The sequence below is a fragment of the Archangium gephyra genome (genome assembly GCF_049060025.1).
Lineage (GTDB): Bacteria > Myxococcota > Myxococcia > Myxococcales > Myxococcaceae > Archangium > Archangium gephyra_A.
Genome location: NZ_JBMEQQ010000002.1, coordinates 2,318,357 through 2,343,543, shown reverse-complemented (window position 1 = coordinate 2,343,543; position 25,187 = coordinate 2,318,357). Strand labels below are relative to the sequence as shown.

At 68.2% G+C, this 25,187-nt stretch carries 24 protein-coding genes and 2 pseudogenes; 12 read left to right on the top strand and 14 right to left on the bottom strand.

Annotated elements, in window-relative coordinates; translation table 11 throughout:
* Positions 1-83: 83 nt before the first annotated feature.
* The 6 genes and pseudogenes from ACN28I_RS10090 to ACN28I_RS10065 form a co-directional block, all read right to left on the bottom strand.
* Positions 84-3,236 carry a DEAD/DEAH box helicase gene (locus ACN28I_RS10090; protein WP_420941851.1) on the bottom strand — a complete coding sequence of 1,051 codons (3,153 nt, stop codon included), beginning with the start codon at positions 3,234-3,236 and terminating at the stop codon, positions 84-86.
* Positions 3,236-3,946, bottom strand: a complete 711-nt coding sequence (locus tag ACN28I_RS10085) for a hypothetical protein (RefSeq protein WP_420941850.1) — start codon at positions 3,944-3,946, stop codon at positions 3,236-3,238. The genes ACN28I_RS10090 and ACN28I_RS10085 overlap by 1 nt, the downstream gene beginning before the upstream one ends.
* A gap of 483 nt (positions 3,947-4,429) precedes the next feature.
* Positions 4,430-5,185, bottom strand: a complete 756-nt coding sequence (locus ACN28I_RS10080; protein ID WP_420948613.1) for a DbpA RNA binding domain-containing protein — start codon at positions 5,183-5,185, stop codon at positions 4,430-4,432.
* Positions 5,186-5,188: 3 nt separating this feature from the next.
* Positions 5,189-5,314: pseudogene (locus ACN28I_RS10075) on the bottom strand (helicase-related protein); the annotation flags it as partial.
* A gap of 325 nt (positions 5,315-5,639) precedes the next feature.
* A pseudogene (locus tag ACN28I_RS10070) lies at positions 5,640-6,116 on the bottom strand (DEAD/DEAH box helicase); the annotation flags it as partial.
* A 157-nt stretch (positions 6,117-6,273) separates the two neighbouring features.
* The gene (locus ACN28I_RS10065) at positions 6,274-7,599 is read right to left on the bottom strand and encodes a sensor histidine kinase (protein WP_420941849.1); all 1,326 of its coding nucleotides are present in this window, start codon (positions 7,597-7,599) and stop codon (positions 6,274-6,276) included.
* Positions 7,600-7,795: 196 nt separating this feature from the next.
* Between ACN28I_RS10065 and ACN28I_RS10060 the strand changes: the two genes are divergently transcribed.
* From ACN28I_RS10060 to ACN28I_RS10045, 4 genes are all read left to right on the top strand, one after another.
* On the top strand, positions 7,796-8,590 hold the full coding sequence (locus ACN28I_RS10060) for an NAD-dependent epimerase/dehydratase family protein (RefSeq protein WP_420941848.1): 795 nt from the start codon (positions 7,796-7,798) through the stop codon (positions 8,588-8,590).
* Positions 8,591-8,716: 126 nt separating this feature from the next.
* Positions 8,717-9,196 carry an RNA polymerase sigma factor gene (locus ACN28I_RS10055; protein ID WP_420941847.1) on the top strand — a complete coding sequence of 160 codons (480 nt, stop codon included), beginning with the start codon at positions 8,717-8,719 and terminating at the stop codon, positions 9,194-9,196.
* A 1-nt stretch (position 9,197) separates the two neighbouring features.
* On the top strand, positions 9,198-10,004 hold the full coding sequence (locus ACN28I_RS10050) for an ActD protein (protein WP_420941846.1): 807 nt from the start codon (positions 9,198-9,200) through the stop codon (positions 10,002-10,004).
* Between the two features lie 218 nt (positions 10,005-10,222).
* Positions 10,223-10,810, top strand: a complete 588-nt coding sequence (locus tag ACN28I_RS10045) for a tetratricopeptide repeat protein (RefSeq protein ID WP_420941845.1) — start codon at positions 10,223-10,225, stop codon at positions 10,808-10,810.
* Positions 10,811-10,823: 13 nt separating this feature from the next.
* Here ACN28I_RS10045 and ACN28I_RS10040 read toward each other — a convergent pair whose 3' ends face one another.
* Entirely contained in the window at positions 10,824-11,267 is a 444-nt protein-coding gene (locus tag ACN28I_RS10040) for a GNAT family N-acetyltransferase (protein ID WP_420941844.1), read from the bottom strand.
* Positions 11,268-11,379: 112 nt separating this feature from the next.
* Here ACN28I_RS10040 and ACN28I_RS10035 point away from each other — a divergent pair, with 112 nt between their 5' ends.
* From ACN28I_RS10035 to ACN28I_RS10015, 5 genes are all read left to right on the top strand, one after another.
* The gene (locus ACN28I_RS10035; RefSeq protein WP_420941843.1) at positions 11,380-11,931 is read left to right on the top strand and encodes an RNA polymerase sigma factor; all 552 of its coding nucleotides are present in this window, start codon (positions 11,380-11,382) and stop codon (positions 11,929-11,931) included.
* On the top strand, positions 11,928-12,506 hold the full coding sequence (locus tag ACN28I_RS10030; protein WP_420941842.1) for a hypothetical protein: 579 nt from the start codon (positions 11,928-11,930) through the stop codon (positions 12,504-12,506). Before ACN28I_RS10035 ends, ACN28I_RS10030 begins: the two co-directional genes overlap by 4 nt.
* 23 nt (positions 12,507-12,529) lie before the next feature.
* Positions 12,530-13,117 carry a hypothetical protein gene (locus tag ACN28I_RS10025; RefSeq protein ID WP_420941841.1) on the top strand — a complete coding sequence of 196 codons (588 nt, stop codon included), beginning with the start codon at positions 12,530-12,532 and terminating at the stop codon, positions 13,115-13,117.
* Between the two features lie 85 nt (positions 13,118-13,202).
* Positions 13,203-14,657, top strand: a complete 1,455-nt coding sequence (locus ACN28I_RS10020) for an amino acid permease (protein WP_420941840.1) — start codon at positions 13,203-13,205, stop codon at positions 14,655-14,657.
* 49 nt (positions 14,658-14,706) lie between these two features.
* Positions 14,707-15,315 (top strand): hypothetical protein, encoded by a 609-nt coding sequence (locus ACN28I_RS10015; RefSeq protein WP_420941839.1) that lies wholly within the window; start codon positions 14,707-14,709, stop codon positions 15,313-15,315.
* 54 nt (positions 15,316-15,369) lie between these two features.
* On the opposite strand, the gene ACN28I_RS10010 is transcribed toward ACN28I_RS10015, so the two are convergent.
* From ACN28I_RS10010 to ACN28I_RS10000, 3 genes are read right to left on the bottom strand one after another with little or no spacing between them, the layout of a single operon-like run.
* Positions 15,370-16,353, bottom strand: a complete 984-nt coding sequence (locus ACN28I_RS10010) for a hypothetical protein (RefSeq protein WP_420941838.1) — start codon at positions 16,351-16,353, stop codon at positions 15,370-15,372.
* A gap of 11 nt (positions 16,354-16,364) precedes the next feature.
* On the bottom strand, positions 16,365-17,666 hold the full coding sequence (locus ACN28I_RS10005; RefSeq protein WP_420941837.1) for a DUF2254 domain-containing protein: 1,302 nt from the start codon (positions 17,664-17,666) through the stop codon (positions 16,365-16,367).
* Positions 17,667-17,670: 4 nt separating this feature from the next.
* Complete coding sequence (locus tag ACN28I_RS10000; RefSeq protein WP_420941836.1) at positions 17,671-18,105, bottom strand: EVE domain-containing protein; 435 nt, start codon at positions 18,103-18,105, stop codon at positions 17,671-17,673.
* Positions 18,106-18,212: 107 nt separating this feature from the next.
* Here ACN28I_RS10000 and ACN28I_RS09995 point away from each other — a divergent pair, with 107 nt between their 5' ends.
* On the top strand, positions 18,213-19,604 hold the full coding sequence (locus ACN28I_RS09995) for an amidase (protein ID WP_420941835.1): 1,392 nt from the start codon (positions 18,213-18,215) through the stop codon (positions 19,602-19,604).
* An 89-nt stretch (positions 19,605-19,693) separates the two neighbouring features.
* On the opposite strand, the gene ACN28I_RS09990 is transcribed toward ACN28I_RS09995, so the two are convergent.
* The 3 genes from ACN28I_RS09990 to ACN28I_RS09980 form a co-directional block, all read right to left on the bottom strand.
* Positions 19,694-19,897: a cold-shock protein gene (locus ACN28I_RS09990; RefSeq protein ID WP_043433126.1), complete on the bottom strand. Its 204-nt coding sequence runs from the start codon at positions 19,895-19,897 to the stop codon at positions 19,694-19,696.
* A gap of 142 nt (positions 19,898-20,039) precedes the next feature.
* Entirely contained in the window at positions 20,040-20,708 is a 669-nt protein-coding gene (locus ACN28I_RS09985; protein WP_420941834.1) for a spermidine synthase, read from the bottom strand.
* An 82-nt stretch (positions 20,709-20,790) separates the two neighbouring features.
* The gene (locus tag ACN28I_RS09980; RefSeq protein ID WP_420941833.1) at positions 20,791-21,678 is read right to left on the bottom strand and encodes an RNA polymerase factor sigma-32; all 888 of its coding nucleotides are present in this window, start codon (positions 21,676-21,678) and stop codon (positions 20,791-20,793) included.
* Positions 21,679-22,043: 365 nt separating this feature from the next.
* Here ACN28I_RS09980 and ACN28I_RS09975 point away from each other — a divergent pair, with 365 nt between their 5' ends.
* A complete protein-coding gene (locus tag ACN28I_RS09975; protein ID WP_420941832.1) occupies positions 22,044-23,567 on the top strand; it encodes a PAS domain-containing sensor histidine kinase in 1,524 nt (507 codons plus the stop codon).
* Positions 23,568-23,727: 160 nt separating this feature from the next.
* Positions 23,728-24,168: a DUF6918 family protein gene (locus ACN28I_RS09970; protein ID WP_420941831.1), complete on the top strand. Its 441-nt coding sequence runs from the start codon at positions 23,728-23,730 to the stop codon at positions 24,166-24,168.
* Positions 24,169-24,226: 58 nt separating this feature from the next.
* Here ACN28I_RS09970 and pip read toward each other — a convergent pair whose 3' ends face one another.
* Entirely contained in the window at positions 24,227-25,150 is a 924-nt protein-coding gene (gene pip / locus ACN28I_RS09965) for a prolyl aminopeptidase (RefSeq protein ID WP_420948612.1), read from the bottom strand.
* Positions 25,151-25,187: the final 37 nt, after the last annotated feature.

Genomic DNA, 25,187 nt, shown 5'->3' with positions numbered 1-25,187 from the left:
GGATAACTTGGGATCAGTTCGTACGGAGCGTGGCCGGTGGGTCCCGATTCTCCCAGCAGTTCAGTGGCCACGTGTAGGGGTGATCACCCCTTTTCTGCGATGCCCTGCATTTGTCGCCATATTGTGCGTAGATCGTCGGCTCGGACCTTCAGCGAACTCCGCGTCACAATACGTTCCCATCTAGCGACATCGGCTGTTTCCACGAACGCCTTGAATTTGGACGCTTCAGACGGTGTGAGTGCGCCGTGCGTATGACGGAACTCATCACCCACAGCTTGTGAAAAGGCTCTTGGTACTCCTAGAAGCGAGGCTACGGCTGCTTCGGGAGAGTGGACGCCGTACTGGATATAGGCCGGCAGCATGGCGTCTGCGGCGGGAATCTTATCCACGTCGACATGCGCTCTCATGCTCCAGCCACGAAGGTAGGCGTGCGCGCCCCATGAGATGGTCTGCGATACCTTGCTGTAAACGTATGTGCCAGCCTTGCGAACTTGGTCAGGAAGGTCTTTGCCCCTAAATTCGGGTGCGAGTTGATGGAGGGGAGTGCCATCCATCCAGCCTTGGACGACGCGTGCGACGGCTTGCACATCCATCTGGCCTTCACCAACACCGATAGCTAGGTTGAGTTCTGGTAGCCATTGGAGCGCACTGACAAGGTGATCGAGTCCCTCCTGTCGCTGGCGCAGGATCTCTCCGGGGCCGCTGCGCAGTACCTCATCATGAGTGATCTGCGCGAATAGTGAGTCGAAGCTGAAGGAGCCAAGTCCGGTGGTATCCGCAATCTTCAGGTAACCAGTGTTCACCCCGCTGATTTCTCGAAGGTACGAGCGAGCAATGTCTCTGAGCCGCTGTGCTTGTGCTCCAGACTTTACCTGTCTGTTCGCAAGACTTGCTTGAAGCAGTTCTTCAAGGTCGTTAGTGGCCTTCGCTGGGCCTAACGTTGCGGCAGCGTGCGCCAAATACTGAATGAAGGGTCTGAGTTGAGGATGCTTCCTATAGAGTTCCTTGAGCGAGGAACCGTCGCCTAGTTGGCCGAGAATTGAGAGCAGGGCTGATGTGAGCGACTCCGATAGGCTTGAGGAATACTTCTCCCAGTGCTCACGGTCCTTTGGGTTAACGAAAATGATGATGCCGCGATCTGCAACACCGACCCTTCCGGCACGGCCAGCAATATTCCAAAACTCCCCTGGCGTCAGAGGTCCCGCGCCATTGGGCTTGTGGACTGACTGCACGAGGACCGCGGCGACGGGAAAATTCATTCCCTGTGCAAGGGTAGATGTTGCTGCCACAAACTTGATGGTGCCAGCGCGGATCTGATCCTCAATGAGATATCGCAGAGTGGGAGACAAGGCCGAATGGTGAAATGCAACTCCCCGTTCGAGGCAACTAGCAAGGAGGCTCTCCTCTCCATAATCATGGTGGGCCAGCGCTATTGCCACCCGGAGGGCGGGAGTTGTCGAAGTCAGCTCGGGCTGCTCGAAAGCAACTCTGCGGGCTACCTGTTCGGCAGCAGCACGCGAGCCACTGCACATTGTCAGGACGGTTCCAAGCTTGCTGAATCGATTGTAAAGGTAAGCAACACGATCCTGCGCGGAGTTCACCGAGCCGGCGGGTACATCGACGTGCACTTTGAGGTTGTCCGGCTTTCTCGCGCTTTCGTGTGGCTCCTGCCATTCAACTGTTAGTGCGCGATTTTTTCCTCCACCCTTGATGGTTGCGAGACCCAAAAGGACACGCGAGGGGCGCCAATGAACAGAAATCGGCGTACCGCGACCTTCTCCGAGCCAGTTCGCAATTTGGGGAGCATTTTCGACGAACGGGGTCAGCAACAGGAGGCGCGTCGCTGGATGCTCACGACGGAGGTTGGCGAGAAGCAATTCTAGCCGCACTCCTCGCTCTGAATCCTTCAGGAGATGTGCCTCATCGACAATAACGAGGCGCAGTTTTTCGGCCCATGTCGGATGTGCTCGCAGCAGTAGGTCGAGCTTCTCGGGTGTCGCGACGACCACGCCATCGGACGACTTGAGCAGTTCGATTTCAAAGGGATCCTCTTCGAATGCGCTCCCCGCTACAGACACCTCAATGCCCAGCCGCACCAAGTCTTCACCGAGTGTCCGGCGGACCTGGGTAGCCAGAGCTCGAGTAGGGCAGAGATAGACGACGCGAGTGCCCGTCTTGTACGCCTCGAATGCTTGGACGATTGCGAATTCGGCAAGAAGTGTCTTCCCCGCACTCGTCGGCATCTGAAGGACAACAGCGACTCGAGTTGGGTCGAGAAGATGCTGACGCAGCGCCTCTTGCTGGGACGGAAGGAGGCTGAAGACCGGCTTTTCTCGCACATTACTGGTAATGGTTGCGACCAGTGCGTCGAGACCTTCTGAAATGCCTCGCGCCTGGGTCCAGAGAGAGTCGCTCCGGATACACTCAAGGACGAGTGCGACGCCAGTCAGCCAGAGCAGTGCTTCCGGATCCCCTGCGAGTTCAAGATACTCTTCGGCTCGGGTGAGAAGGCGGCGCAGTTGAGGGGCAAAGTCTCGGTTCTTTTTCTCCCCATTTCCCGCAACTCCCGAGAGGACGAACTCGGACGTTCGAATTGTCGCTTCAGCAAGATGGTACAAGCCAAGCAACCCGAATGCGCCCGCCTTCGTGCTCTGTTGCTCAAAGCGCTGCGACTCAGCAGTTCTCTGATTCATCATCAAACTGCGGATGACTTCGCCGGATGCTGCGACGTCTGCGTGATCTCGCTGACGCACGAGATGTAGGAGAGACCGTCCAATGTCGTCACGTACGCGCTGGTCCCACATTGGCTGCGCGGCGACAGCTCTCGCCAAGGCGGTACCAACAAACGGACGATGGAGCATGAAGCGTACGTCGCTCTGCCGTCGGGCTGCTAAACCGGAGGCGGTCGCAAGGACGAGATCGTCTATGGATGGAGGCGTTCCTTGCGCCTCCATGGCACTGAGACACCCAGTCCACTTGTGGAACACCGAGCGCCAAGCATGCTCATGTGCCGCATCGAGCGCCTTAATGTCGTTCCGGAGGAAGTCAGGGCCGCCGAGTTCATCAAGGCGCTGCGCAAAAGCTGTCACTGCGGCGACCCGCAGTCGAGCCTCGGTATTCGGTGGAGTGGCTGCGGGTACGTCGATGCCTAGACGCGCGGCGAGCTCGGCGGTGTCAACCTTGCTCAGTAGGGTGGACACTTCTTGGGATTCAGAGAGTTGGATCAGCTCGTCCATCAGTCAGCCCTCGCCTTCAGCATGACTGAGTGGCCGAAGTCTCCGAGCGCGGTCCCCACGCCCAAGACGAGTCCATACGTCGTGGCGGGCGAAAACTGGGCGACCGAGCTCATGACTGAACCGAGGTCATCGAGATGGGCCGAAATCTTTCCTCGAACGAGCACTGGGGCGACGACAATCTTCGGGAGCACAGCCTTTCCCAAGAGTTCCAGCATCTTGATGATGGATGCCTTGAGGGCTGCGCTCTTCACTCGCAGCAGTAAGGCTGTGAGGGTGCGGCACAGTTTGTCTGGCTCCTTGGGGGCTTTCGTGCATTCTTTGATAAGGTCTTGAGCGATGGCAGGAGGCCGCTCCGCATCATCGCTCCCCTTGACGGTCACCAGCACGAGCGCGGTTGAACCGCCGAGCGCGACGAATCCACACCCATCGAAACCCAAAACGGGTTGGTTCGCGTTCGGCTTGCTGGCCTGCTCGGAAACGGGAAACTCAACAGCGTAGATGTCGGCCAGAGCCGCCTTTGCAAGAACCTCCGCCGTCTCAGCCCGGAAGTTCGAGAGATGCCGAGGCTTGTTTCCTTCAGTCTTCGGATCCGGTAGCCCTCGGCCAAATGCCTTCATGATGCTTGAGAGGTCGAAGTCCGCAGCAACGGCGGGGTCTACCTGACCGAGCTGCTCCAAGAGCTCGTGCTCGCCGTAGGCCTCTCTCACCATTTCCGCAGCATCCTCCTCTAGGGTGACACCGGGATCACAACCGCATGCTACTGCTGCCCAGCGATGGGCGTCCGGCGGTGGCGCATGTTGCTGAGCGATGACCGAGAAGTGCATGCGGTAGTCTTGGCGAAGGCTTGTGAGGAGGGCAGATTACTCTGGGCCCCACGGCCTCCAGCAGAAGATTCTTCATACCCTTGACGCGCCCGTCTCGCTGTGCGTGAGGAACTGGATCACTGCGCAAGCGGGCGGGAGGAAAGGACATACCACTCCCGGCAGTCTCCGGCGCGGTGGCTGTCCGAATGCGCGTGGGGACCGACGCAGTTCTCGGATGTGGACGAGCTGGTGCCGTCGTCCACAAGGAAGGCGATTTCCACAAGACGTTGGGGCGAACTGGTGACCTTGAAGCAGGGACTACTCGGGTTATCGAGGTCCCAGGTTGAGCCCCATGCGCCAGAGATCCTGGCCCATGGGGCTTCTTCCGTCTCAGGCCTTGTCGCGGCGGACCTGGACCTTCTTGCCGCGCAGGGTGGCCGAGCGCAGGGCGGTGACGATCTGATCCGCGAGGGGCTCGGGCACCTCGACGAGGGAGTAGTTGTCCCCGATTTCGATGGCACCGATGCGCCGGCCCTCGACGCCCGCCTCGCCGGCGATGGCGCCCACGAGGTCCGCGGGCCGGACCCCGGCATGCCGTCCCACGCCGATGAACAGCCGAGCCATGTCGAACTCCCCCGCCGAGGGAGGGCCCGCGCGCCGCTTGTCACCGCGGGGCGCCTTGGGTCCGCCGGGACCCGGCCGCTCGCCGAACCCGGGACGGGCCGCGGCCCGGGCGTTCTTGCCGGGCTTGGAGGGCCTGTCCGAGGGCGGGGCTTGCGTGGGGATCTCCTCCTCGGCCTCGTCGCGGCCCTCGACCTCCGCGTCGTGGAGGAGCTTCACCGCGGCGGCGGCCACATCCACCAGGTCGAACTCGGAGGCGAGGCTCTCCACCACGGTGCGGTAGGAGTCGAGCTCGCCGGCCACGAGGGCCTCGCGCAGGGAGGCGCGCACCAGCTCGAGCCGGCGGGCGCGCAGATCCGCCACGGTGGGCACGGTGGCGACCTCAATCCGCTGGCCGGTGAGCTTCTCGATGTTGCGCAGCAGCCGGTGCTCGCGCGGCTCGGCGAGGGTGATGGCGACGCCCTCGCGCCCGGCGCGGCCCGTGCGGCCGATGCGGTGGACGTACGCCTCGGGGGCGTTGGGCACGTCGTAGTTGACGACGTGGGAGAGCTTCTCGATGTCCAGACCGCGCGCGGCCACGTCGGTGGCGATCAGCAGCTCCACCGCGTGCGTCTTGAACTGTTTGAGGACGCGGTCGCGCTGGGCCTGATCCATGCCGCCGTGGAGGGCCTGGGCGCGCCAGCCGCGGCCGTTGAGGGACACGGTGCAGCTCATCCACCTCGGTGCGGGTGCGGCAGAAGACGATGGCGGCGGTGGGGGCCTCCACGTCCAGCACGCGTCCGAGGGTGGCGGCCTTGAAGGCGCGCGGGACGATGTAGGCCGTCTGGCGCACGCGGGGCCCGGTGCCGGGGGCCAGCTTTTCCTTGGCGATGCGCACGTGGACGGGGGCGTGCAGGTGGCGCTCGGCGATGGAGGCGATGCGCGGGGGCAGGGTGGCGGAGAAGAGGGCCGTCTGGTGCTTGTCGGGGGTGGCGTCGAGGATGGCCTCGAGGTCCTCGGCGAAGCCCATGTCCAGCATCTCGTCGGCCTCGTCGAGCACGACGGTGCGCACGGAGTCGAGCAGGAGGGACTGGCGCTTGAGGTGATCCAACGCGCGGCCCGGGGTGGCGACGATGACGTCCACGCCGCGCTTGAGCACGCGCAACTGCTGCGCGATGGGCTGGCCGCCGTAGAGGGGGAGCACGGTGACGCCGAGCTTCTGGCCGTAGCGGTGGATGGCCTCGGCCACCTGCATGGCGAGCTCACGGGTGGGGACGAGCACGAGCGCGGAGGTGGAGAAGGGCGCGAGCTTGCCGGGCGTGGTGAGGTTCTGGAGGAGCGGCAGGGAGAAGGCGGCCGTCTTGCCGGTGCCGGTGGCGGCGATGCCGAGCAGATCCTTGCCGGCGAGCAGCGGGGGCAGGGAGGCCCGCTGGATGGGGGTGGGCTCCTCGTAGCCAAGGCCACTGAGTGCCTCCACGAGGGCGGGCCCAAGGCCCAGTTGTTCGAAAGTCGGAATGGTCTCGGAAGGGGTGCTCACGATGGAGCGGGCTTGTACCACCCCTCTCGCCGGAGGTCTCTCGTCGTGTGCGCGGGTTGTCGGAGCGATGACTGCGACCCGGGGGCGAGGGGGGTGCTCAAGCCGCCGCGGCGGCCTCGAGAACTTCCTTCAGCGTGAGAACGAAGCGAGCTCCGCCCTCGGGCCGGTTCTCCGCGGTGAGGCTTCCCCCGGCCCGGCAGACGTACTCGTGGCAGAGCGCCAGCCCCAGCCCGGTGCCCTTTCCCGGCGGCTTGGTGGTGAAGAAGGGCTCGAAGAGCCGCGGCAGCGCCTCGGGCGGGATTCCCGTGCCGTTGTCCTCCACCTCCACCCGCACCCCGCCGTCCACCCGCCGGGCCCGGACCTCGATGCGGGCCCGGCGCGGGGGCACCGCTTCCTCCACCGCATCCGCCGCGTTGAGCAGCAGGTTCACCAGCACCTGCACCAGGTGCCGCTGCCCCAGGAGCACCTCGGGCAGCCGGGGCGTGATGTCCACCACCACCTCCCCCAGGCTGCGCAGGCGGACCGATGCCAGCCGCCGGGCCTCCTCGATGGCCTCCGCCGCCGAGCCCTGCTCGGTGGACGCGGGGCCCTCCCGGGCGAAGCGCCGCAGGTCCGTGACGATCTGCTGGATGCGCAGCACGCCCTGCCGCGTCTCGTCCAGCAGCTCGCGCAGCTCCGCCTTGTCCGGAGAACCGTCCACCTCCAGCAGCTCCCGCTCGAGGTAGTGCAGGTTGGACTTCACGAAGGCCAGGGGGTTGTTCACCTCATGGGCCACACCCGAGGCGAGCTGTCCCACCAGTACCAGCCGCTCCACCTCGGCGCGCTCGCGCTCGGCGCGCAGCCGGAGGCGCTCGCTCTCGGCCAGTTGCTCCAGGGCGTGCAACCGCTGCTCCTGCGCCACCTTCTCCGCCTCCCGCAGCCGCCGGTAGGTGCGTCCGCCGTAGAGGCCGAACGACCCGATGCAGACGAACGTGAGGATCTGGGGCAGGAAGGTCCGCGCGGGGATGCCCGCCAGGACGTTCAACACCGTCACCGCACCCAGCATCGCCCCGAGGCAGACCAGCGTGGGCAACCGGGAGTCCGGGGTGAACAGCGCGAGGATGAGGGGGGCGGAGACGAGCGTGACGAAGTAGGGGCTCGCCGGTCCGCCGGTGAAGTGGATGATCCCCGTCACTCCGGAGATGGACACCAGTCCGGCCGCTATCCCCGAGGCCCAGGGGGCCAGCCATCCCTCGCCGATGGCCACTCCGAGCAGCACGTAGCACAGGCTCCAGATGAGCTGGACGAGCGTGGGCCCGGGTTGGACGGTGCCGGAGAGCAGGATGTGCGCGAGGCAGATCGCCAGAATCGCCCCCGCGGAGACGAAGTAGAGCCTCCGTTTGACGCGGAGCTGCGCCTGGAGGGCGGTGTTGTCTGCGAGCATCACCCTGAACGCTGCCACGTCGCGGTGCACCCGCACGGTGACGCCCGGGACGCGCTCCCACGGACATCCGCTATAGGACACATGGCAATCACGGCTCCTCCCAGCGGCTGGCGGCGGGCTTCAGGTGTGGACGTCTCCATCTTGGGTGGGTTTTTGTGGGATATCGTTGGAAGGCGTCTATCACCGAGGCACGGACATGGCTCCTCTCTACCTGCTGGGATGTGGCTACACGTTGACGCGGCTGGCGCGCGAGGAGGCCCGGCGGGGACGTCCCGTGCGAGCGGTGACGCGCGACGAGACGCGCCGCGAGGAACTGTCCCGCGAGGGCGTCCAGCTCCTCTCGCTGGACGAGGCCGTGGCGTCGTCGAAGGGCGCCCACGTGGTGATCTCCATCCCTCCGGAGGCCGGGCTCGACCCCTCGCTGGCCGAGTCCCTGGCGCGCACCGGTCCCTCCCGCCTCGTCTATCTCTCCTCCACGGGGGTCTACGGCGGCGCTCGGGGCCACGTGGACGAGGACACGCCGGTGGACTCCACCTCCCCGAGAGCCCAGGGGCGTATCGAGGCGGAAGCGAGGTACCGCGCGCTCGGGGGAATCAGCCTGCGCATCGCGGGCATCTATGGTCTCGGCCGGGGCCTGCACGAGCGCATCCGTGCCGGCACGCTCCGCATCCCCGAGAGCGGGGGAGGCCGCATCTCCCGGGTGCACGTGGATGACCTCGCCGAGGCCATCCGGGTGGTGCTGGAGCGGGGAGAGCCGGGCGGGACGTACTGCGTGGCGGATGATCGGCCAGCGACCCAGGCGGAGACCGCCGCGTGGCTGTGCGCCCGGCTGGGACTGCCCCTTCCACCCTCGGTGCCCCTGGCTTCACTGCACGAGTCCCTCCAGGGGGACCGGGCCATCTCCAATGCCCGGTTGAAGGCGCTGGGGTGGCGGCCGCGCTACCCGGATTTCATCGCGGGTTTTTCCGCCCTCCTGGACGCCGGGGGTTGAGCTGACAGGCGCGATTCCGGCGACTTACGATGCCTCGCCACCTGTTCCACCCGGCTGACGAGGCGCGCGGTAACAGTTCGCGCCCGCTCCGGTGTTGAGGTGCGTGCAAGGCATGGAGGGACGACGTTGGCCATCGATGTGGAAGCCTGCTACCGCCGGTATGGACCGATGGTGCTCCGGCGCTGCCGCTTCCTCCTGCGCGACGAGGAGCGGGCGGTCGATGCCATGCACGACGTCTTCGTCCAACTGCTCGACCACCAGGAGGAGTTGAAGCAGACGGCCCCCTCCAGCCTGCTGCACCGCATGGCGACGAATGTGTGCCTCAACCGGATGCGCTCGGAGCGCCGGCGCCCGGTGGACTCGGACGAGGAGCTGCTGGTGCGCATCGCCTCGCTGGAGGACATGGAGGCCCGCACGGGAGCGGCGGCGGTGCTGGACAGGCTCTTCGGCCGGGAGCAGGTGTCCACGCGCACCATCGCCGTGCTGCACCTGGTGGACGGGATGACGTACGAGGAGGTGGCCCGGGAGGTGGGCCTCTCCGTCTCCGGTGTCCGCAAGCGCCTGCGCACGTTGCGCGCCCACCTGCAGGAACTGGAGGCCGCCTGACATGGCCCACCGCACGCCCGATTGGTTGTTGGAGCGCATCGCCCTGGGAGAGCTGCCGCCCGAGGAGCTCTCCGCCGCCCGCGCGCGGCTGGCCGCGGAGCCCGGTGGACTCGAGCGCCTCGCCAGGTTGGAGGCCGATGACGGCGCCACGCTGGCGAAGCTCCCGCCGTCCCAGGCCGCCGCCGAGGTCGCGCGCCGCCGCCGCGTCGTGGAGGCTTCCCGCTCGCTGTCCGCCTCCAGCCCTCCGCGCCGCTGGCTGCCGGCCGTCGCGCTGGGAGCGCCCGTGGCCGCGGGGCTCGCGTTGCTGATGCTCTTCTCCCAGCGGGAGCTGCCCGAGGAGTCCCGGCCCCAGCAGGCGGTGTTGCTGGAGACGACGCGCACCAAGGGCCTGGAGCCGAAGCTCCTCATCCACCGCCAGACGGCGGGGGCGCCCGAGCCGCTCGCGGACTCGGCCCGGGTGCGAGCGGGGGACGTGTTGCAGCTCAGCTACGTGTCCGGGGGCCGGCCCCATGGCGCGGTGCTGTCCATCGATGGCCGTGGCTCCGTCACGCTCCACGCCCCGGAGTCGCCCACCGGCCCGCTCGAGCTGAAGGGCGGCACGGTGCCGCTGCCCAGTGCCTACGAGCTGGACGACGCACCCGCCTTCGAGCGCTTCTTCTTCGTCACCAGCGACGAGCCCTTCGACGTGAACGCGCTGATGGAGTCGGCCCGCGAGCTGGCACGAGATCCCGAACGCGCGCGCCGCGAGCCATTGCCGCTGCCGCCGCCGCTTTCGCAGTCCTCGCTCACCCTGAAGAAGGAGCCTTGAGCCTGACGCATCGCGTGGTGCGTCAGGGCAGAAGATGGGCTTTCCGCCCGGAGAAGCCGGGCGCCCGGCGGAGCCGTGATCCGGACAACGGAGTGGCGCGGTGCCTGCCGTTTCAGGGTTCTCGGCGAGCCCCCCGGCCTGTCACGCTCGTGGGACCCGGCTGTAGACTGAAGGACCGGGAACTCGGGCCGGCATGTGGGCCGGCGAGAAGGGGCCATATGTCCACGCTGTTAGCGGCATTCAACGAGGGCGTCAGCCACTCGATGTCCGGCAACCACGCGGCCGCGCTCAAGGTGTTCGACCACGTGCTGTCCCAGGACCCCAGCCACGTGCTGGCGCTGAGCGCCAAGGGATCCTCGCTCACGAGTCTGGGCCGTCCACGCGAGGCGCTGAAGTGCTTCGAGCGCGCCATCGACCTGGACCCCGAGACGGCGGAGCACTACCGCAACGCGGCCATCTGCCAGTTGGAGTTGGACGAGCCGGAGGCGGCGAGGACGCTGCTGGATGAGGCCCTGCAGCTCAACACCGAGCTGGCCTGGCGCGAGGCGGCGGCGGTGGAGATCGCCAGCCTGGGCGAGGCGCTGCTGACGGAGTCGGGCAAGCACCGCACGCGGGGCATCGGGCTGACGGGCAAGGCGCGCTACCGGCACGCGCGCCACGTGCTGGAGATGGCGCTGGAGCTGTACCCGGCGCTGACGGAGGCGGCCCGCTCCCTGGCGGACGTCTGGGCGCACCTCGGGGACACCGAGAAGCGCGATCAGTACACGCAGCTCGCGGGCCGGCTGCTGCGCTCCTCCGCGGGCTGACCTGGTTGCCCGCTCAAAGCGGGCGCCACATGAGGTAGTGCGGGCCGATGCCGGGCAGCTCGAACTCGGCTCCCTCCGCGGCGAAGCCCAGCCGCTTGTAGAAGCCGGACGCCGTCGTGCGCGCGTTGCACCACAGCCGGGTGCCGCCCTGACGCGCCGCGTGATCGATGCAGGCCTGGAGCAGGGCCGCGCCGTAGCCCCTGCCCTGATCCGAGGCGAGCACCGCCATGCCCCGCAGGCGCCACTCGGAGGTGGACTTCGTGCCCGGCCGGGGTTCCCGGTAGAGCGAGGCCACGCCGTGCTGCTGGTCCCCCACGTACAGTGCCAGGTGGACGGTGTCCGGGGCGTCATCGCCCGGGTAGACGAGCTCCTCGGGCCGCTGGTGCGGGCGGAGCACGACGTGGCGGAGGTAGCGGGTCTCTGCGGCGGGAACCTGTCGGAGCTCGTACGGGGCCATGGCGCGGGGGATTCTCCCGGAGGGGCCGGAAAATAGGGGGAAAATTCAGCGGTATGCCGCCCGGGCGCCTCGTGCGTCCTCCTTTCTGGAAACCGGGCAACGAGGTCCAACCTTGAAGGGCACCGCCGTCATGGACGAGACGCCGATGGAAGCGAGGGACAATCCCCTCGACTTCGACGTGCTCGTGGAGGGGGAGCAGGCGGCCCTCCTGCGCCTGGCGCGCCGGCTCGTCTGGGACGGGGAGGAGGCGAGGGATCTGGTGCAGTCCACCCTGGCCGACGCCTACGAGAAGCGCCACACCCTGAGGGACCCGAAGGCGGGCCCGGCCTGGCTGCGGCGCATCCTCGTCTCGCGGGCCATGGGCCACCTGCGGCGGCGCCGGGTGTGGAACCTCGTGCGCGAGGTGTTGGACCTGGGCCCCGCCCCGCAGCCCTCGCCCGAGGAGCGCTTCGCCGGTGCCGAGCGCTGGCGCGCCTTCGGCCGGGCCCTGCGCACGCTCCCGGCCCAGCAGGCCACGGCCTTCTCCCTCCGCTACCTGGAGGGGCTCGATCTCGATGCCATCGCCGATGCCATGAACATCGGCCGGGGCACCGTCCGCATCCACCTGTACCGGGCGCTGCAGAAGCTCAAGGCCGCTGACGCGCTCCAAGGAGACACCCCATGAGTTGCCAGGACTTCGCCGCGGCCCTCGTGGACGAGCGCCTGCCCAGGCCTCCCGGCTTCCAGGCCCACCTGGAGCAGTGCGCCGCATGCCGCGCGCTCGCCGGGCTCCACGCTTCCGCCACTTCGCTGTGTCTGCCGGACCCGCCGGTGCCGGCTCCCATTCCGCGCGAGGCCATCCTCGGCGAGGTGCGCCGCCGCCAGTACCGCCGCCGCACGGTGGCCGGAGCCGGTGCCATCGCCGCCGTGGTGGCCCTGGTGCTGCTCGTCGCGCCCCGGGTGGGGACGCCGGTGGCCATCGAAACCGAGCCGGTGGTGGGGGGCCCCATCGAGGGCTCCCTGCGAGCCGGAGCGCCCATGGCGGAGGTGCCGGTGGGGCAGGGGAGTGAGGCCGCCTCGCTCGCGGTGCTGTTCGACGAGGTGCACGGCTACACGCGCACCCACCCGAGCGTCGAGGACGAGACGTACGCGCCGTTCGGAGCGCTCGCCGCGTGGGTGCGCCCGCCGGACGTCACGGCGCTCGACTCGGAGCCCTTCCAGACGGCCCTCGCGGCCTTCCATGTGTCGCAGTCCCGTTGAGCCGAAGTGAAAGGAGCAGAACCATGATGAAGAAGCTGCTGTGTGCCCTCGTGATCCTCACCGCGGTGCCCGCCTTCGCGCAGGACAGGGAGGAGGACGTGCGCATCCGGATGCACGGGCCGGTCAGGGCGCCGATGCCGCCCATGCCGCCGATGCCTCCCGAGCCGCCGATGGCACCGCCGTCCTTCGGGATTCCGGCGGATGTGGCGGCGAGGATCGGCCTGCCGCAGAACCTCGTGCAGAAGGTGCAGGACCTGAGCTTCGACGCCAATGAGGCGCTGATCGGCCTGGAGGCGGATCTCAAGCGGGCCCAGTTGGTGCTGGAGAAGGAGTTGCGCCAGCCGGCCCCGAACGAGGGGACGGTGAAGGACCTGGTGGAGAAGGTGGGCCGCGCGGAGACGGCGGTGCGCCAGAACCGGGTGGGGCTGATGCTGGCCATCAAGAAGACGCTGGGCCCCGACTACTGGCAGAAGCTGGAGGCGGAGATGGGACCCATGGGCATGGGCAGCATGCAGCGCCGGATCCTCATCCAGCGGCGCCTCGACGGCGTGCGCGGTGCTCCGGGTGCTCCCGCGGCTCCCGGGCAGGAGCGCGAGGAGCCCAAGCGCTAGGGCCGCCTCCCCGGAGTGCCGACGAGCCCACACTCGGCCCCGCCGTCCCCTTCCATCCCCCGGCCGAGTGTCCATGGTGCCGGGCATGGAAGCAGACAAGAAGCACCAGTTGGACGCGGATGCGGCCCAGCTCCAGCAATTGGGGTACGCGCAGCAGTTGCTGCGTGACATGGGCGGCTTCTCCAACTTCGCCGTCTCCTTCTCCATCATCTCCATCCTCACCGGAGCGGTGACGCTCTATGGCCATGGCCTGCGCTTTGGCGGGCCCTTCGTCATGACGGTGGGGTGGCCGTTGGTGGCGGTGATGACGCTGTTCGTGGCGGCGAGCCTGGCGCAGCTCGCCTCCTCGTTCCCCACGGCGGGAGCGCTCTACCACTGGTCGGCGATGCTGGGAGGCCCGCGGGTGGGCTTCTTCACGGCGTGGCTGAACACCATCGGCCAGTTCGCGATCACCGCGGGCATCGACTATGGGCTGGCGGAGTTCCTGGTGGACATGCTCGGGTGGCCGCGGGAGCGGGGCTATGTGCTGCCGATCTACGCGGCCATCCTGTTGTCGCACGCGGTGCTCAACCACGTGGGCGTGCGCGCGGTGGCGCTGCTCAACAACGTGTCGGCCTGGTACCACGTGGCGGGCGTGGCGGTGGTGATCGGGGCGCTGGTGGCCTTCGCGCCCCGGCAGGACGCGGCCTTCCTGCTCACGCGCGTCTCCTCCGAGAGCAATTTCTACATGTACGGCTTCCTCATCGGCCTCCTGCAGGCGCAGTGGACGTTCACCGGCTATGACGCCAGCGCCCACGTGTCGGAGGAGACGATGGACCCCACGCGCAACGCGCCCTGGGGCATCTTCCTGTCGGTGGCGGTGAGCGCGGTGGTGGGCTACGCGCTGCTGGTGGGGGTGACGCTGGCGATCGGGAACCTGCCGGAGGCGGCCGCCGCGCCCAACCCCTTCCTGTACGTGCTGCGCCAATCGCTCGGGCCGGCGCTGGGCGGGGCGCTGGTGTGGATCGCCATCGGGGCCATGTGGTTCTGCGGACTGTCCTCGGTGACGTCCAACTCGCGCATGCTCTTCGCGTTCGCGCGGGATGGGGGGCTGCCGGGCTCGGCGCACCTGGCGAGTGTGTCTCCGCGCTTCCGCAGCCCGCACGTGGCCATCTGGGTGTCGGTGGCGGCGGCCTTCGGGGTGGCCATCTGGAGCGGGGCCTACGCGGCCATGGTGGCGCTCAGCACGCTGGCGCTCTATGCCTCGTATGCGCTGCCCATCTGGGTGGGCCTGCGGGCGAGGCGCACCGGGGCGTGGTCGCACCGGGGGCCGTGGGACCTGGGGCGCTTCTCCTCGCTGGTGAACGGGGTGGCGCTCGGCTGGTGCGCGGTGGTGATGGTGCTGTTCGTCCTCCCGCCCAACCAGTTGGCGGGGTACACCTTCGCGGGCGCCCTGGCCCTGCTGATTGTCTACTGGGCGGCATCGCAGCGGCACACCTTCGTTGGACCCAAGGTGACATTGCTGGCTCCGGCCCCAGTCCAGGCGGGTTCCGCGAAATGAGATCTGCTAGGACGCGTTCCAAGGTCCCTTCTTCTGGAGTGGCACACGTATGAGCAAGCGGCAGCAATCCGATTCCTCCGAGCTGGTCAGCGCCGCGGCCTCCATCGAGGAGGAGCTGCGCAAGTTCGAGTCGCTGGCGGAAGAGGTGCGCACGGGCACGATGAAGTCGCAGAAGAACCTGGAGAAGATGGGCAAGCTGCTGACCCAGGTGGCGGACTGCGACGAGCGGCTGGTGGGGCACATGCGCACGCTGCTGGGGGTGCTCAACGGGTGGAGGGATCGCCAGCAGGCGTTGGCGTCCGAGGTGAATGAGCGGGCGCTGGAGCTGCAGGAGCGCACGAAGGTGTACCAGTCGCTGATGGAGCGCTTCGGCGAGCTGGGGCAGCAGGCGGCGTCGCTGAGCTCGCAGATGCACCAGGTGGCGGGGATGACGCAGCAGGGGCAGGCGATGAAGACGGAGGAAGTCATCGCCTCACTGCAGGCGGTGAACGAGCGGATGACGGAAGTGGCGGAAGGGGCGGGGAAGCTGGCGAGCGACGCGGAGGCACAGGACTTCGTGGACGTGTCGCGCGATGCCGAGTCCCTGCGTCAGCAACTGCTGTCGGCGCGCAACCGGGCGAACCTGCTGCAACAGAAGCTGCACTCGGCGAACGCCTGAGCCCCAATATCCCCTCTCCCGGGGGGAGGGTGCCCGGACCCCGGGTTGAATCCGTCACCCGCCGGTCTGTGTGCCGGGCTCCGCCGGAGCCTCGGGCTCCTTGTGGAACATCTGGGCGAGGAGCCGCTCCGCCGCATCCGCGAGCAGATCGCGCTCCAGCCGGATCTCCTCGCCGAAGAAGCGTTTGCCCACGGAGGCATCGAGCACGTGGGTGGCGAGCAGCGCAAACGCGGCCGCCTCGTCGAATGAGGTCTCGGAGGCGAGCACACGCTTGCCGGGCTGGAGATCCTCCTGATCGAAGCGACCCTCCCAGTTCTCGCCGAGGGTGACGGAGAAGTACTGCACGGCCACGTTGCCGGGGCGGGCGGTGTGCGAAACCGCGACCACGGCGCGCAGCCGGGAGAGCTCCTCCGGAGTCATCTGCTGCTTCCAGGCCTCGACGGTGGCGTGCATGGTGTCGAGCTGGTCGCGGGCGGCGTCCTCGGCATTGCGGAGGATGTCCGGGACCTGGGCGCGGGTGAAGGCGGCGAGGGCCTCGGCCGTGACGCTGCCCTGCGCGAGCACCTGCTCGAGGAGCGCGGATGACGCATCGAGGATGCGGCGTTGGCGCGCACGCTGCTCCTGGGAGAACCCGCGGTGCTCGAGGCTCTCCGAGGCCGAGGCAATGAGCCGCCGGATGTCGGAGAGCCGGCCGCGCAGGGCCGCGTCGATCGCGCCGCGCCGGTCCGAGAGCAGCACATGGAGGGCGAGGGGGATATGGGTGACGACCTTGAGCTCATGGTAGCGCCGGGTGCGCGCGGGCCCCACGAGGCGCTGGCCGCCGCGCCGGAGGATGAGCAGGTCGTCGATCTGGGCGATGACGGGGCCCATGTTGGCGAGGACGGCATCGCGGCGAGCGGCGTAGGCCTCACGGAAGGCCGTGTTGAGGGCGAAGAGCGGATCAGCGGGCTCCAGCGCGGCGGGGGTGCTCGGTGGGGCGGAATCAGCGGGGCTTTCAGCCATGCGGGCACGGTAGCGCAGGTGCGGCAACCCCAACACCGTCACGAGTCCTACGGTTGTCCCTGGGTACTGGGGATGCGTGCGGATTGTTGTTCGGCCTGGGTGTGGAAGCCCCGGCGTATGGCCGCCTCCAGCAGGTCGAGCTGCTCCTGGATGACAGTCCGGCGCTCCGCGGGTGCCACCGAGAGGAGATCCACGAGGACGGCGCGCAGCCGCCGCGCCACCTGGATGTCGCCTTCGCTGTACTCCCGAATCTCGTCCAGACCGAGTCTGACGAAGGTCTCCCAATCCGGGCGCGGAAGGATGAGGCGGAGCTGGCCGGAGGCGTCCACGCGGGTGGGCGCGGGAATGGCCCGCGTGGCCAGTGAGCGGAGCAGGTCATGGATTTGATCCAACGCCTGGACCGCCGTGGTCGGATCATTGATAGCCGCCGACAGCGCGCGGTCCGCCACATCGACCAGTTGGCGGAATCCGAAGGCAGGGTCCTGGTGGGGGGTACGCTCAGCCCCGACCACCACGTAGTCCCGGGGCTCCTCCGGGCTCAACCGCCCCTTGCCCCACACCTTGAAGAGGGGCGCCCCTCGCGGGAGGAAGTCGCCGACCAGCGGCACGAGCCCGATGATCACATCCCGGTGGCGCGCCAGCGTCATCAGCTCCTCCTCCTCGACGGCCACCACCACGCCGGGAGGCCGGTCGTGGGGAATCACCAGATCGGGCGGCTCCGGGGGAAGCGGGATGGGCTCCGCTGGCTCCTCGGCCTGCTCCGGGTACATCCGTTGGATGCTGCGCCGTGTCTCGTCCGCGACCCGGCGGACCACGTTCACGGCCCGGATGGAGTGGGCCATGTGATGGATGTAGCGGACGAAGACCCCCAAGCACAGGATGACCAGGGCGAAGGCGACGAAGATGGAGAAGGCCGGCACGAACCCGGGATTCTGGTCCGTGCCGTCGCGGACCTCCGGCAGCAGCATCATCGCGTAGGCGAAGCTGCCCACGAACATCCCCATGGAGAACTGCGTGAGCTTGTCCTCCAGGAAGGTTCTCAGGACACGGGGAGAGAACTGGGAGCTGGCGAGCTGAAGCACGAGGATGGTGATGGAGAAGACCACTCCCGTGAAGGCCATCAACGAGGAGGCAATCGTGGACAGGAACTCCCGCGCGCTATCGGGCTGCCCGTTGAAGAGATACCAGGCCTGCCGGTGCTGCCCGATGCTCTGGTCCACCCGCAGCAACGCGGCCACGAGGCTAATCGCGGCCAGCACCGAGGCGGCGGGTGCCAGCCACAGGCTGGTCCGGAAATACTCGCGGAGGAACGAAGGGTGAACCTTCCTCAAGACGCCCATGTAGCGCATACGCTCAGCGCCCCCTGGGCAGCTTCGTCCCGCCCAGCTCGAGGATGCGCTTGAAGTGCTCGGCGCTGACGGGGACCACGCTCACCCGGCTCCGGGTGAGGAGTTGAATGTCCTTCAAGTCTCGCGTGGCCTTGACGGTGGCGAGCGTCACCGGCTCCTTCAGGGCCACCACGGGGCCCACTTCCACCGAGGCCCAGTTCTCCCCGGGCGCGGTGGGGTCCTCTCCCGGCTCGGTGAGCACGCGGGCCACGGCCACCACGGCCTTGCCCTCGTTCGAGTGGTAGTAGAGGCACAGGTCTCCGGGCTTCATGGCCCGGAGGTTGTTGCGAGCCTCGAAGCTGCGCACGCCCGTCCACTCCGTCCTGCCGTCCTTCTCGAGCTGAGCGTAGGCGTAGACGGAGGGCTCGCTCTTGATCAGCCAGTACTGGGGTTTCGCCATGGCGGTGCTAGATAGCAGGCCCATGGCCATCCAGGGATACGACGCACTCGACGCCACCGCACTCGCCGAGCTGGTCCGCGAGAAGGAGCTTCCATCCGACCGAGCTGGTGGAGGAGGCCATCTCGCGCATCGAGGCCGTCAACCCGAAGCTCAACGCCGTGGTCCACAAGATGTACGAGCAGGCGCGCAAGGCGGCCGCGGGCCCGCTGCCCGAGGGGCCCTTCTCCGGGGTGCCCTTCCTGGTGAAGGATCTGGACGGCTATCTGGCGGGAGAGCCCTACGCGGGCGGGTGCCGGGCGCTGGTGGGCTTCGTCCCGGACCACGACTCGGAGCTGATGGCCCGCTTCCGCCGCGCGGGTGTCATCTTCGTGGGCAAGACGGCCACGCCCGAGCTGGGCATCCTCGGCGTCACCGAGACGGCGCTGAACGGGCCGACGCGCAACCCCTGGAACCCCGAGCACACGCCGGGCGGCTCCAGCGGAGGCTCGGCGGCGTGCGTGGCGGCCCGGGTGGTGCCCATGGCCCACGGGGGCGACGGAGGCGGCTCCATCCGCATCCCCGCGTCCGCCTGTGGCCTCTTCGGCCTCAAGCCCACCCGCGCCCGCAATCCACTGGGCCCGGACGTGGGGGAGGGGTGGGGTGGCTTCGTCCAGCAGCACGTGCTGACCCGCAGCGTGCGGGACAGCGCCGCGATGCTCGATGCGACCCACGGAGCGGATCCGGGCGCGCCCTATGCGGCGCCGCCGCCCGCGCGGCCCTTCCTCCAGGAGGTGGGCACCGCGCCCGGCCGCCTGCGCATCGCCTTCTCCACCGGCTCGCTCTTCGGCAGGTACGTGCACCCGGACTGCAAGGCGGCCGTCCAGGACGCGGCGAAGCTCTGCCAGGAGCTGGGACACGAAGTCATCGAGGACGCCCCGCGCTTCGATCGCGGGGAGATGGTGCGCGCTTACCTGGTGAACGTCGCGGCCAACGTGACGGTGCAGCTGGAGGAGATCGGCCAGCAGATGGGCAAGACGGTGGGCGCCGCCGACGTCGAGCCGTCCACCTGGGCGCTCGCGCAGCTCGGCTCCATCCTCACCGCGGCCGATCTCCAGCGCGCGCGCAACGCCATGCACCACGCCAGCCGGCTCATGGCGGCCTTCCACGCGCGGTACGATCTCTTCCTCGACGCGACGCTCGCGTACCCGCCGGTGCGCGTCGGGGAGCTGGCGCTCAAGCCCGCCGAACTCGCCGCGCTGGCCGTGCTGCGCAAGCTCCCGCTGAAGCCCGCCTTCCTCAAGCTGCTCGACGAGCTCGCCGGCAACAGCCTGGAACGCACCCCGAACACCCAGCTCTTCAACCAGACGGGGCAGCCGGCCATGTCGGTGCCGCTCTACTGGAATACCGCCGGGCTGCCCGTGGGCGTGCAGTTCGCCGCCCGCTTCGGAGACGAGGCCACCCTGTTCCGCCTGGCTTCGCAGCTCGAGCAGGCCCGCCCGTGGGCCGGGCGTATTCCCTGACCTCCAGAAACACCAAGGGCCTGCCTCCGTGGTTGGGAGGCAGGCCCTGGATTGAGCCTCATCGCTCGGCGAAGTGGCTCACGTCCCCATCAGATGGGGCGCACGTTCTGCGCCTGCAGGCCCTTCGGGCCGCGGGCGACGTCGAACTCAACGCGCTGGCCCTCGGCCAGGGTGCGGAAGCCCTCGGTCTGGATGGCGGTGTGGTGGCAGAACAGATCCTCGCCACCGCCCTCCTGCGTGATGAAACCGAAGCCCTTCGCGTCGTTGAACCACTTCACAGTACCAGTAGCCATTACTTGTCTTCTTTCTCGTCCGACGCGTTGGAATGCGCCGGATCTCCGCCGCTCTGTGCGACCGGAGGCCCCTATCTGGCAGCTTTGAGGGAACAAAGGAAGTCCCCCCTTTCATTTCTTCGCGAAAAGTGTCGGGGGGGAGTCAACTGGAGCGCCCGATGAAGAGGGTGTGGAGGGCTCCACCCCCCTTGCCGCGCGCCGGGGTCTCCACCACGTCGGTGGCGAAACCCGCCCGTTTCAATCGCGTGACGAAGGCCCTGTCCGGAGCGGCGGACCACACCACCACCACGCCCCGGGGCTTGAGGGCGCGCCGGATGGAGGCCAGTCCCCGCTCGCCGTAGAGCCAGCGGTTCTCCTCCTGGGTGAGCGCCTCGGGGCCGTTGTCCACGTCCAGGAGCACCGCGTCGTAGTGGCCCTCCGCCTGGCGGAGCAGCTCCCCCACGTCGCGTGTCTCCACCTTCACCCGGGGATCATCCAGCGGCCGTCCGGCCAGGGGTCCCAGGACGCCCTGATTCCACGCGACGACCGCGGGCACCAGCTCCGAGACCACCACCTCGGCCCCCGGGGGGAGCCGCTCCAGTGTGGCCCGGACGGTGTAACCCAGCCCCAGTCCGCCGACGAGCACCCGGGGCCGCTTGCCGCCGAGGCCCGTGCAGGCCACCTCGGCCATCTTCTCCTCGGAGCCATGCTGGCGGCTGGACATGAGCTCGTGGCCGTTCACCCGGATGGCGAACTCCTCGCCCCGTTGGTGCAGCACCAGCTCGCCACCGCCCGGCGCGGGCGACCGATCAATCACCTTCCACGGCTTCATCGCCCGCTACCTTACGCGTTCCCGAGGCGCCGTGGAGGTCCCCTCTCCCTTTGGGAGAGGGTCAGGGTGAGGGTCTTCCGGACTAGCGGGCCTCGGCCGCCTCGTCGTGACCGACCTCGGCCATCAGCGAGGCCAGCTCGGCCTTGAGCTTGTCCTTGGCGCGGATCTCGAGCTGGCGGGCGCGCTCGCGCGAGAAGCCGAAGTGCTCGCCCAGCTCGCTCAGCGTCATCTCCGCGTCACCCATCACGCGGTTCTCGATGATGAAGCGCTCGCGCGGATCCAGCCGCTGCAGCGCGAGGCGGATGCGCTCGCGGGTGATCTGCGCCTGCTGCCGGTCGGCGACCTCGTCCACCTGGGAGGCGCCCTCGGACTCGACGAAGTCCAGGTGCGTGGCGTCACCCTCCTCGCCCACCGGGGCGTCGAGGGACAGGTCGCGGCCGCCCATGCGCTGCTCCATCTCGCGCACCTCGGAGGCCTTCACGTTGAGCTTCCGGGCGATCTCCTCGGCGTCCACGATGGCGCCGTCACCCGAGCCCAGCTTCTCCAGCTCGCGGCGCGTCCGGGCCAGCGAGAAGAACAGCCGGCGCTGCGCCTGCGTGGTCCCGAGCTTCACCAGCGACCAGTTCTTGAGGATGTAGTTCTGGATGTACGCGCGGATCCACCACACCGCGTAGGAGATGAGGCGGATGCCCTTGTCCGGATCGAACTTCTGCACCGCCTTCATCAGGCCGATGTTCCCCTCCTGGATGAGGTCGGACATCTTGATGCCGTAGGAGCGGTACTCGTAGGCGACCTTCATCACGAACCGCAGGTTGCTCGTCACCAGGCGGTGGCCGGCGGACAGGTCGCCCGAGCGGAAGCTGCGGGCCAGCGTCTGCTCCTGCTGCACGGTCAGCAGCGGGTACTGGCTGATGTCCGAGAGGTACGTGGTGAGGGTTTCGGCGGAGGAGAGGGAGGAGGTGGCCTGCATGGGGTCTCTCGGGGGATGGAGGACGTTGAGCTTCGCGCTGCGACTTCGTGCCCATTGCCAAAAGCAACCGGGATGCCAGCGCCCGTCTGGCAACGTTCCTCAGTGAAAGCAGGTGGTTGCATCGCGAGCCCTTCGTGCCTAGGGCGGAACGCTGTCGTTTTTACAGGGCCCGTTTTGGAGGTTTTTTCGGGCCCTACCTGGGCGTACGGCCGCCTACTTGCTGCCCCGAGGTAGGAGTCAGGTGTGAAGCACTGGACGGGAGGGGGGCCTGGCCGGGGCCGAGCGTGCGCTGCTGGACGTCTGGAGGGCCCGGTGTACGGGGGTCCAAATGCTCGGGTCCGGCGGTTTGTGGATATTTGATCATCATGAAGAGCCTCCCAGAGCTGCCGTACCGCGAGCTCTTCCTATCCATCGTCGAGGAGATGCCGGACGCCGTCTTCACCAAGGATCTGCAAGGGCGCTACACCTTCATCAACGGTGTGGGTGCGCACTACCTCGGCAAGCCGGTGGAGGAGATCATCGGCCGCACCGACCGCGAGCTGCTGTCCGAGGAGGAAGCGCAGAACACGCTGGAGTTCGATCGGCAGACGCTGCTGGCCGGGCGCACGCTCTATGCGGAGATGAGCGAGGAGATGGCGGGGGTGCAGCGTGAGTGGCTCTCCACCAAGGGCGTCATCCGCCAGCCGGATGGGCAGGTGGTGGGGCTGTTCGGGATCGCCCGGGACTTGTCGCACCACCGGCGGGGCGAGGCGGCCCAGCGCCAGAGCGAGGCGCTCTTCCGGGCGGCGGCCGGCAACAGCTTCGACGCCTTCTTCATCCTCCGGGGCGAGCCGGAGCTGCTGCGGCTGCTGCGCCTCAACACGCACGCCGAGTCCCTGCTGGGCTGTGAGGCGCGCGTGGCGGAGGGAAAGCCGCTCTCCGGCTTCCCGCAGGCGGCCTTCATCGCGCCACGCCACCTGTGCGACCAGGTGTGGCGGACCGGCCGGACGCATGACGACGAGGTGGATCAGCTCCTGCCCGGCAAGGGCCGCCGCTGGTTCCGCCGCCAGCTTTGCGCGGTGGGCGACTGCATGGCCGTCACGGTGCGCGACATCACCGCGCAGCGCGAGAACGAGGTGCGCCTGCGGCTCAACGAGCGCATGGCCTCCATCGGGATGCTCGCCGCGGGGGTGGCGCATGAAATCAACAACCCGCTGGCCTTCGTCTCCAGCAACCTCGGCTTCATCGGCACCGAGCTGCGCCGGCTGTCGCTGCCGGAGGAGGACGGGCAGGAGCTGATGGAGGCGCTCAACGAGGCCCGCGAGGGCACCGAGCGCATGCGCCTCATCGTCGAGAGCCTCAAGGCGCTCTCGCGGGGCGACACGGTGACCACCCACCCGTTGGATCTCCACGAGCTGCTGGAGAACGCGGTGCACCTGGCGTGGGGCCGGTTGCGCAGCCGGGGACGGCTGGTGCGCGATTATGGAGAGTTGCCCCAGGTGCTGGGCAACTCCGTGCAGCTGGCCCAGGTCTTCACCAATCTGCTGATCAACGCGGCGCAGGCGCTGCCCAAGTCGGGCGGGGAGATCCGCCTGGTGACGCGCATGCACGGCACCTCGCAAGCGGTGGTGGAGGTGCAGGACAACGGCTGCGGGATTCCCGTGGAGAACCTCGAGCGCATCTTCGAGCCCTTCTTCACCACCAAGCCGGTGGGCGAGGGCACGGGCCTGGGGTTGTCCATCAGCCACGACATCATCCGCGGGCTCGGAGGAACGATGTCCGTGGAGAGCATCGTGGGGCAGGGGAGCACCTTCCGCGTCCTGCTGCCGGTGGCGCACGAGCACGAGGCGGAGGATCCGCGCTCCGAGGACCCTCGTTCCGAGGATCTCCACCACGGCTCGGTGGCCTAGCGCCCCTCCTTGATTCGGACCCCGAGGGTGTTTACCTGATGGAGCGGCCCGAGGAGCGAAGGCCCTCCGGTGCGAGGGATGTGCTATGCGCCCGGGCGGACAGGACGGGGCATCGCGGCCTCCGGGCGCGTTCCGTCCAGTGAACGAAAGGCACGATTCGATGGCGTCACTCACCGAGACGTTGACCAACGAGAACAAGAAGGCGGCGGTCGTCGACGACTGCTGCGCGCTCATCGACGCCGAGGTCGCCGACAAGGGCGGCATCTCGGGTCTCGCCATCAAGGCGGGCTACAGCGCCGTGAAGAACATCAAGCCCGGCTTCATCCGGCACGCCGTCGTGGATCTCCTCCCCGACTTCGCCAAGGCGCTGGATCCGCTCTTCCAGGAGGCCAAGACGGGCGGGAAGCCGGTCGGGGCCCACATCGCGTCGAACTCGGGGCGCGCCGCGGATGCCCTGCTCGCCATCACCGACGGGAAGGTCCGCAACGCGCAGAGCGGTCTCGTCAAGGGCACCTACGAGAAGCTGCGCGGCACGGCGAAGAAGAACGTCGAGGCCGCCATCCCGCGCATCGGCAAGCTCATCGAGAAGCACGGGGGCTGAGCCCGGAGCCCAACCCGGTCCCCCTCCCGAGGGCAGAGGGGTGGGGGAACGGAGGGGCCTACCGGCGGAACTTGTCCGTGGCCTCGATGAGCGCGGACGTGGTGCCCGGCTCGTACGCCGCGTGGCCCGCGTCCGCGATGATCTTCAGCTCCGCCTCCGGCCAGGCCTTGTGCAGCGCCCAGGCACTGTCCATGGGGCAGCACATGTCATAGCGGCCCTGGACGATGACGGCCGGGATGTGGCGGATGCGCGGCACGTCGTCCAGCAGTTGCGTGTCACTGCGCAGGAAGGCGCGGTTGACGAAGTAGTGGCACTCGATGCGCGCGAAGGCGAGCGAGAAGTCGTCCTCGCCCAGGTGCGCGATGTAGTTCGCGTTGGGCGCGAGGTAGCTGGTGCGGCCCTCCCACACGCTCCAGGCCCGCGCCGCCTCCTGGCGCACCTTGGGATCGTCTCCCATCAGCCGCCGGTGGTAGGCCTGGACCAGGTCCCCCCGCTCCTCGGGGGGAATGGGCGCGAGGTAGTCCTCCCACGCGTCCGGGAAGATGGTGTGCGCGCCGTGCTGGTAGAACCAGCGGATCTCCTGCTGGCGCAGCAGGAAGATGCCGCGCAGCACCAGTTCCGAGACGCGCTCCGGGTGCTTCTGCGCGTAGGCCAGCGAGAGCGTGCTGCCCCACGAGCCGCCGAATACCTGCCACTTCTCGATGCCCAGGTGGCGGCGCAGCGTCTCCATGTCCTCCACCAGGTGCCAGGTGGTGTTCTCCTCCACGCTGGCGAAGGGCGTGCTCTTGCCGCAGCCGCGCTGGTCGAACAGGACGATGCGGTACGCCGCGGGATCGAAGAAGCGCCGCTGCTTGGGATCCGTGCCGCTGCCCGGCCCACCGTGGACGAACACCACCGGCTTGCCCTTCGGGTTGCCGCTCTCCTCGAAGTAGAGTTCGTGGAGGTCGGACACGCGGAGGCGGCCGGTGTTGTAGGGCTCGATGGGCGGGTAGAAGGTGCGGAAGCTCGGTGGTGGCCAT

Bases quoted from the DNA above. Each gene is read 5' to 3' on its own strand.
- ACN28I_RS10090 (WP_420941851.1), bottom strand. From the start codon at position 3,236: ATGGACGAGCTGATCCAACTCTCTGAATCCCAAGAAGTGTCCACCCTA.
- ACN28I_RS10085 (WP_420941850.1), bottom strand. From the start codon at position 3,946: ATGGTGAGAGAGGCCTACGGCGAGCACGAGCTCTTGGAGCAGCTCGGT.
- ACN28I_RS10065 (WP_420941849.1), bottom strand. From the start codon at position 7,599: ATGCTCGCAGACAACACCGCCCTCCAGGCGCAGCTCCGCGTCAAACGG.
- ACN28I_RS10060 (WP_420941848.1), top strand. From the start codon at position 7,796: ATGGCTCCTCTCTACCTGCTGGGATGTGGCTACACGTTGACGCGGCTG.
- ACN28I_RS10050 (WP_420941846.1), top strand. From the start codon at position 9,198: ATGGCCCACCGCACGCCCGATTGGTTGTTGGAGCGCATCGCCCTGGGA.
- ACN28I_RS10045 (WP_420941845.1), top strand. From the start codon at position 10,223: ATGTCCACGCTGTTAGCGGCATTCAACGAGGGCGTCAGCCACTCGATG.
- ACN28I_RS10040 (WP_420941844.1), bottom strand. From the start codon at position 11,267: ATGGCCCCGTACGAGCTCCGACAGGTTCCCGCCGCAGAGACCCGCTAC.
- ACN28I_RS10030 (WP_420941842.1), top strand. From the start codon at position 11,928: ATGAGTTGCCAGGACTTCGCCGCGGCCCTCGTGGACGAGCGCCTGCCC.
- ACN28I_RS10025 (WP_420941841.1), top strand. From the start codon at position 12,530: ATGATGAAGAAGCTGCTGTGTGCCCTCGTGATCCTCACCGCGGTGCCC.
- ACN28I_RS10020 (WP_420941840.1), top strand. From the start codon at position 13,203: ATGGAAGCAGACAAGAAGCACCAGTTGGACGCGGATGCGGCCCAGCTC.
- ACN28I_RS10015 (WP_420941839.1), top strand. From the start codon at position 14,707: ATGAGCAAGCGGCAGCAATCCGATTCCTCCGAGCTGGTCAGCGCCGCG.
- ACN28I_RS10005 (WP_420941837.1), bottom strand. From the start codon at position 17,666: ATGCGCTACATGGGCGTCTTGAGGAAGGTTCACCCTTCGTTCCTCCGC.
- ACN28I_RS10000 (WP_420941836.1), bottom strand. From the start codon at position 18,105: ATGGCGAAACCCCAGTACTGGCTGATCAAGAGCGAGCCCTCCGTCTAC.
- ACN28I_RS09990 (WP_043433126.1), bottom strand. From the start codon at position 19,897: ATGGCTACTGGTACTGTGAAGTGGTTCAACGACGCGAAGGGCTTCGGT.
- ACN28I_RS09985 (WP_420941834.1), bottom strand. From the start codon at position 20,708: ATGAAGCCGTGGAAGGTGATTGATCGGTCGCCCGCGCCGGGCGGTGGC.
- ACN28I_RS09980 (WP_420941833.1), bottom strand. From the start codon at position 21,678: ATGCAGGCCACCTCCTCCCTCTCCTCCGCCGAAACCCTCACCACGTAC.
- ACN28I_RS09975 (WP_420941832.1), top strand. From the start codon at position 22,044: ATGAAGAGCCTCCCAGAGCTGCCGTACCGCGAGCTCTTCCTATCCATC.
- ACN28I_RS09970 (WP_420941831.1), top strand. From the start codon at position 23,728: ATGGCGTCACTCACCGAGACGTTGACCAACGAGAACAAGAAGGCGGCG.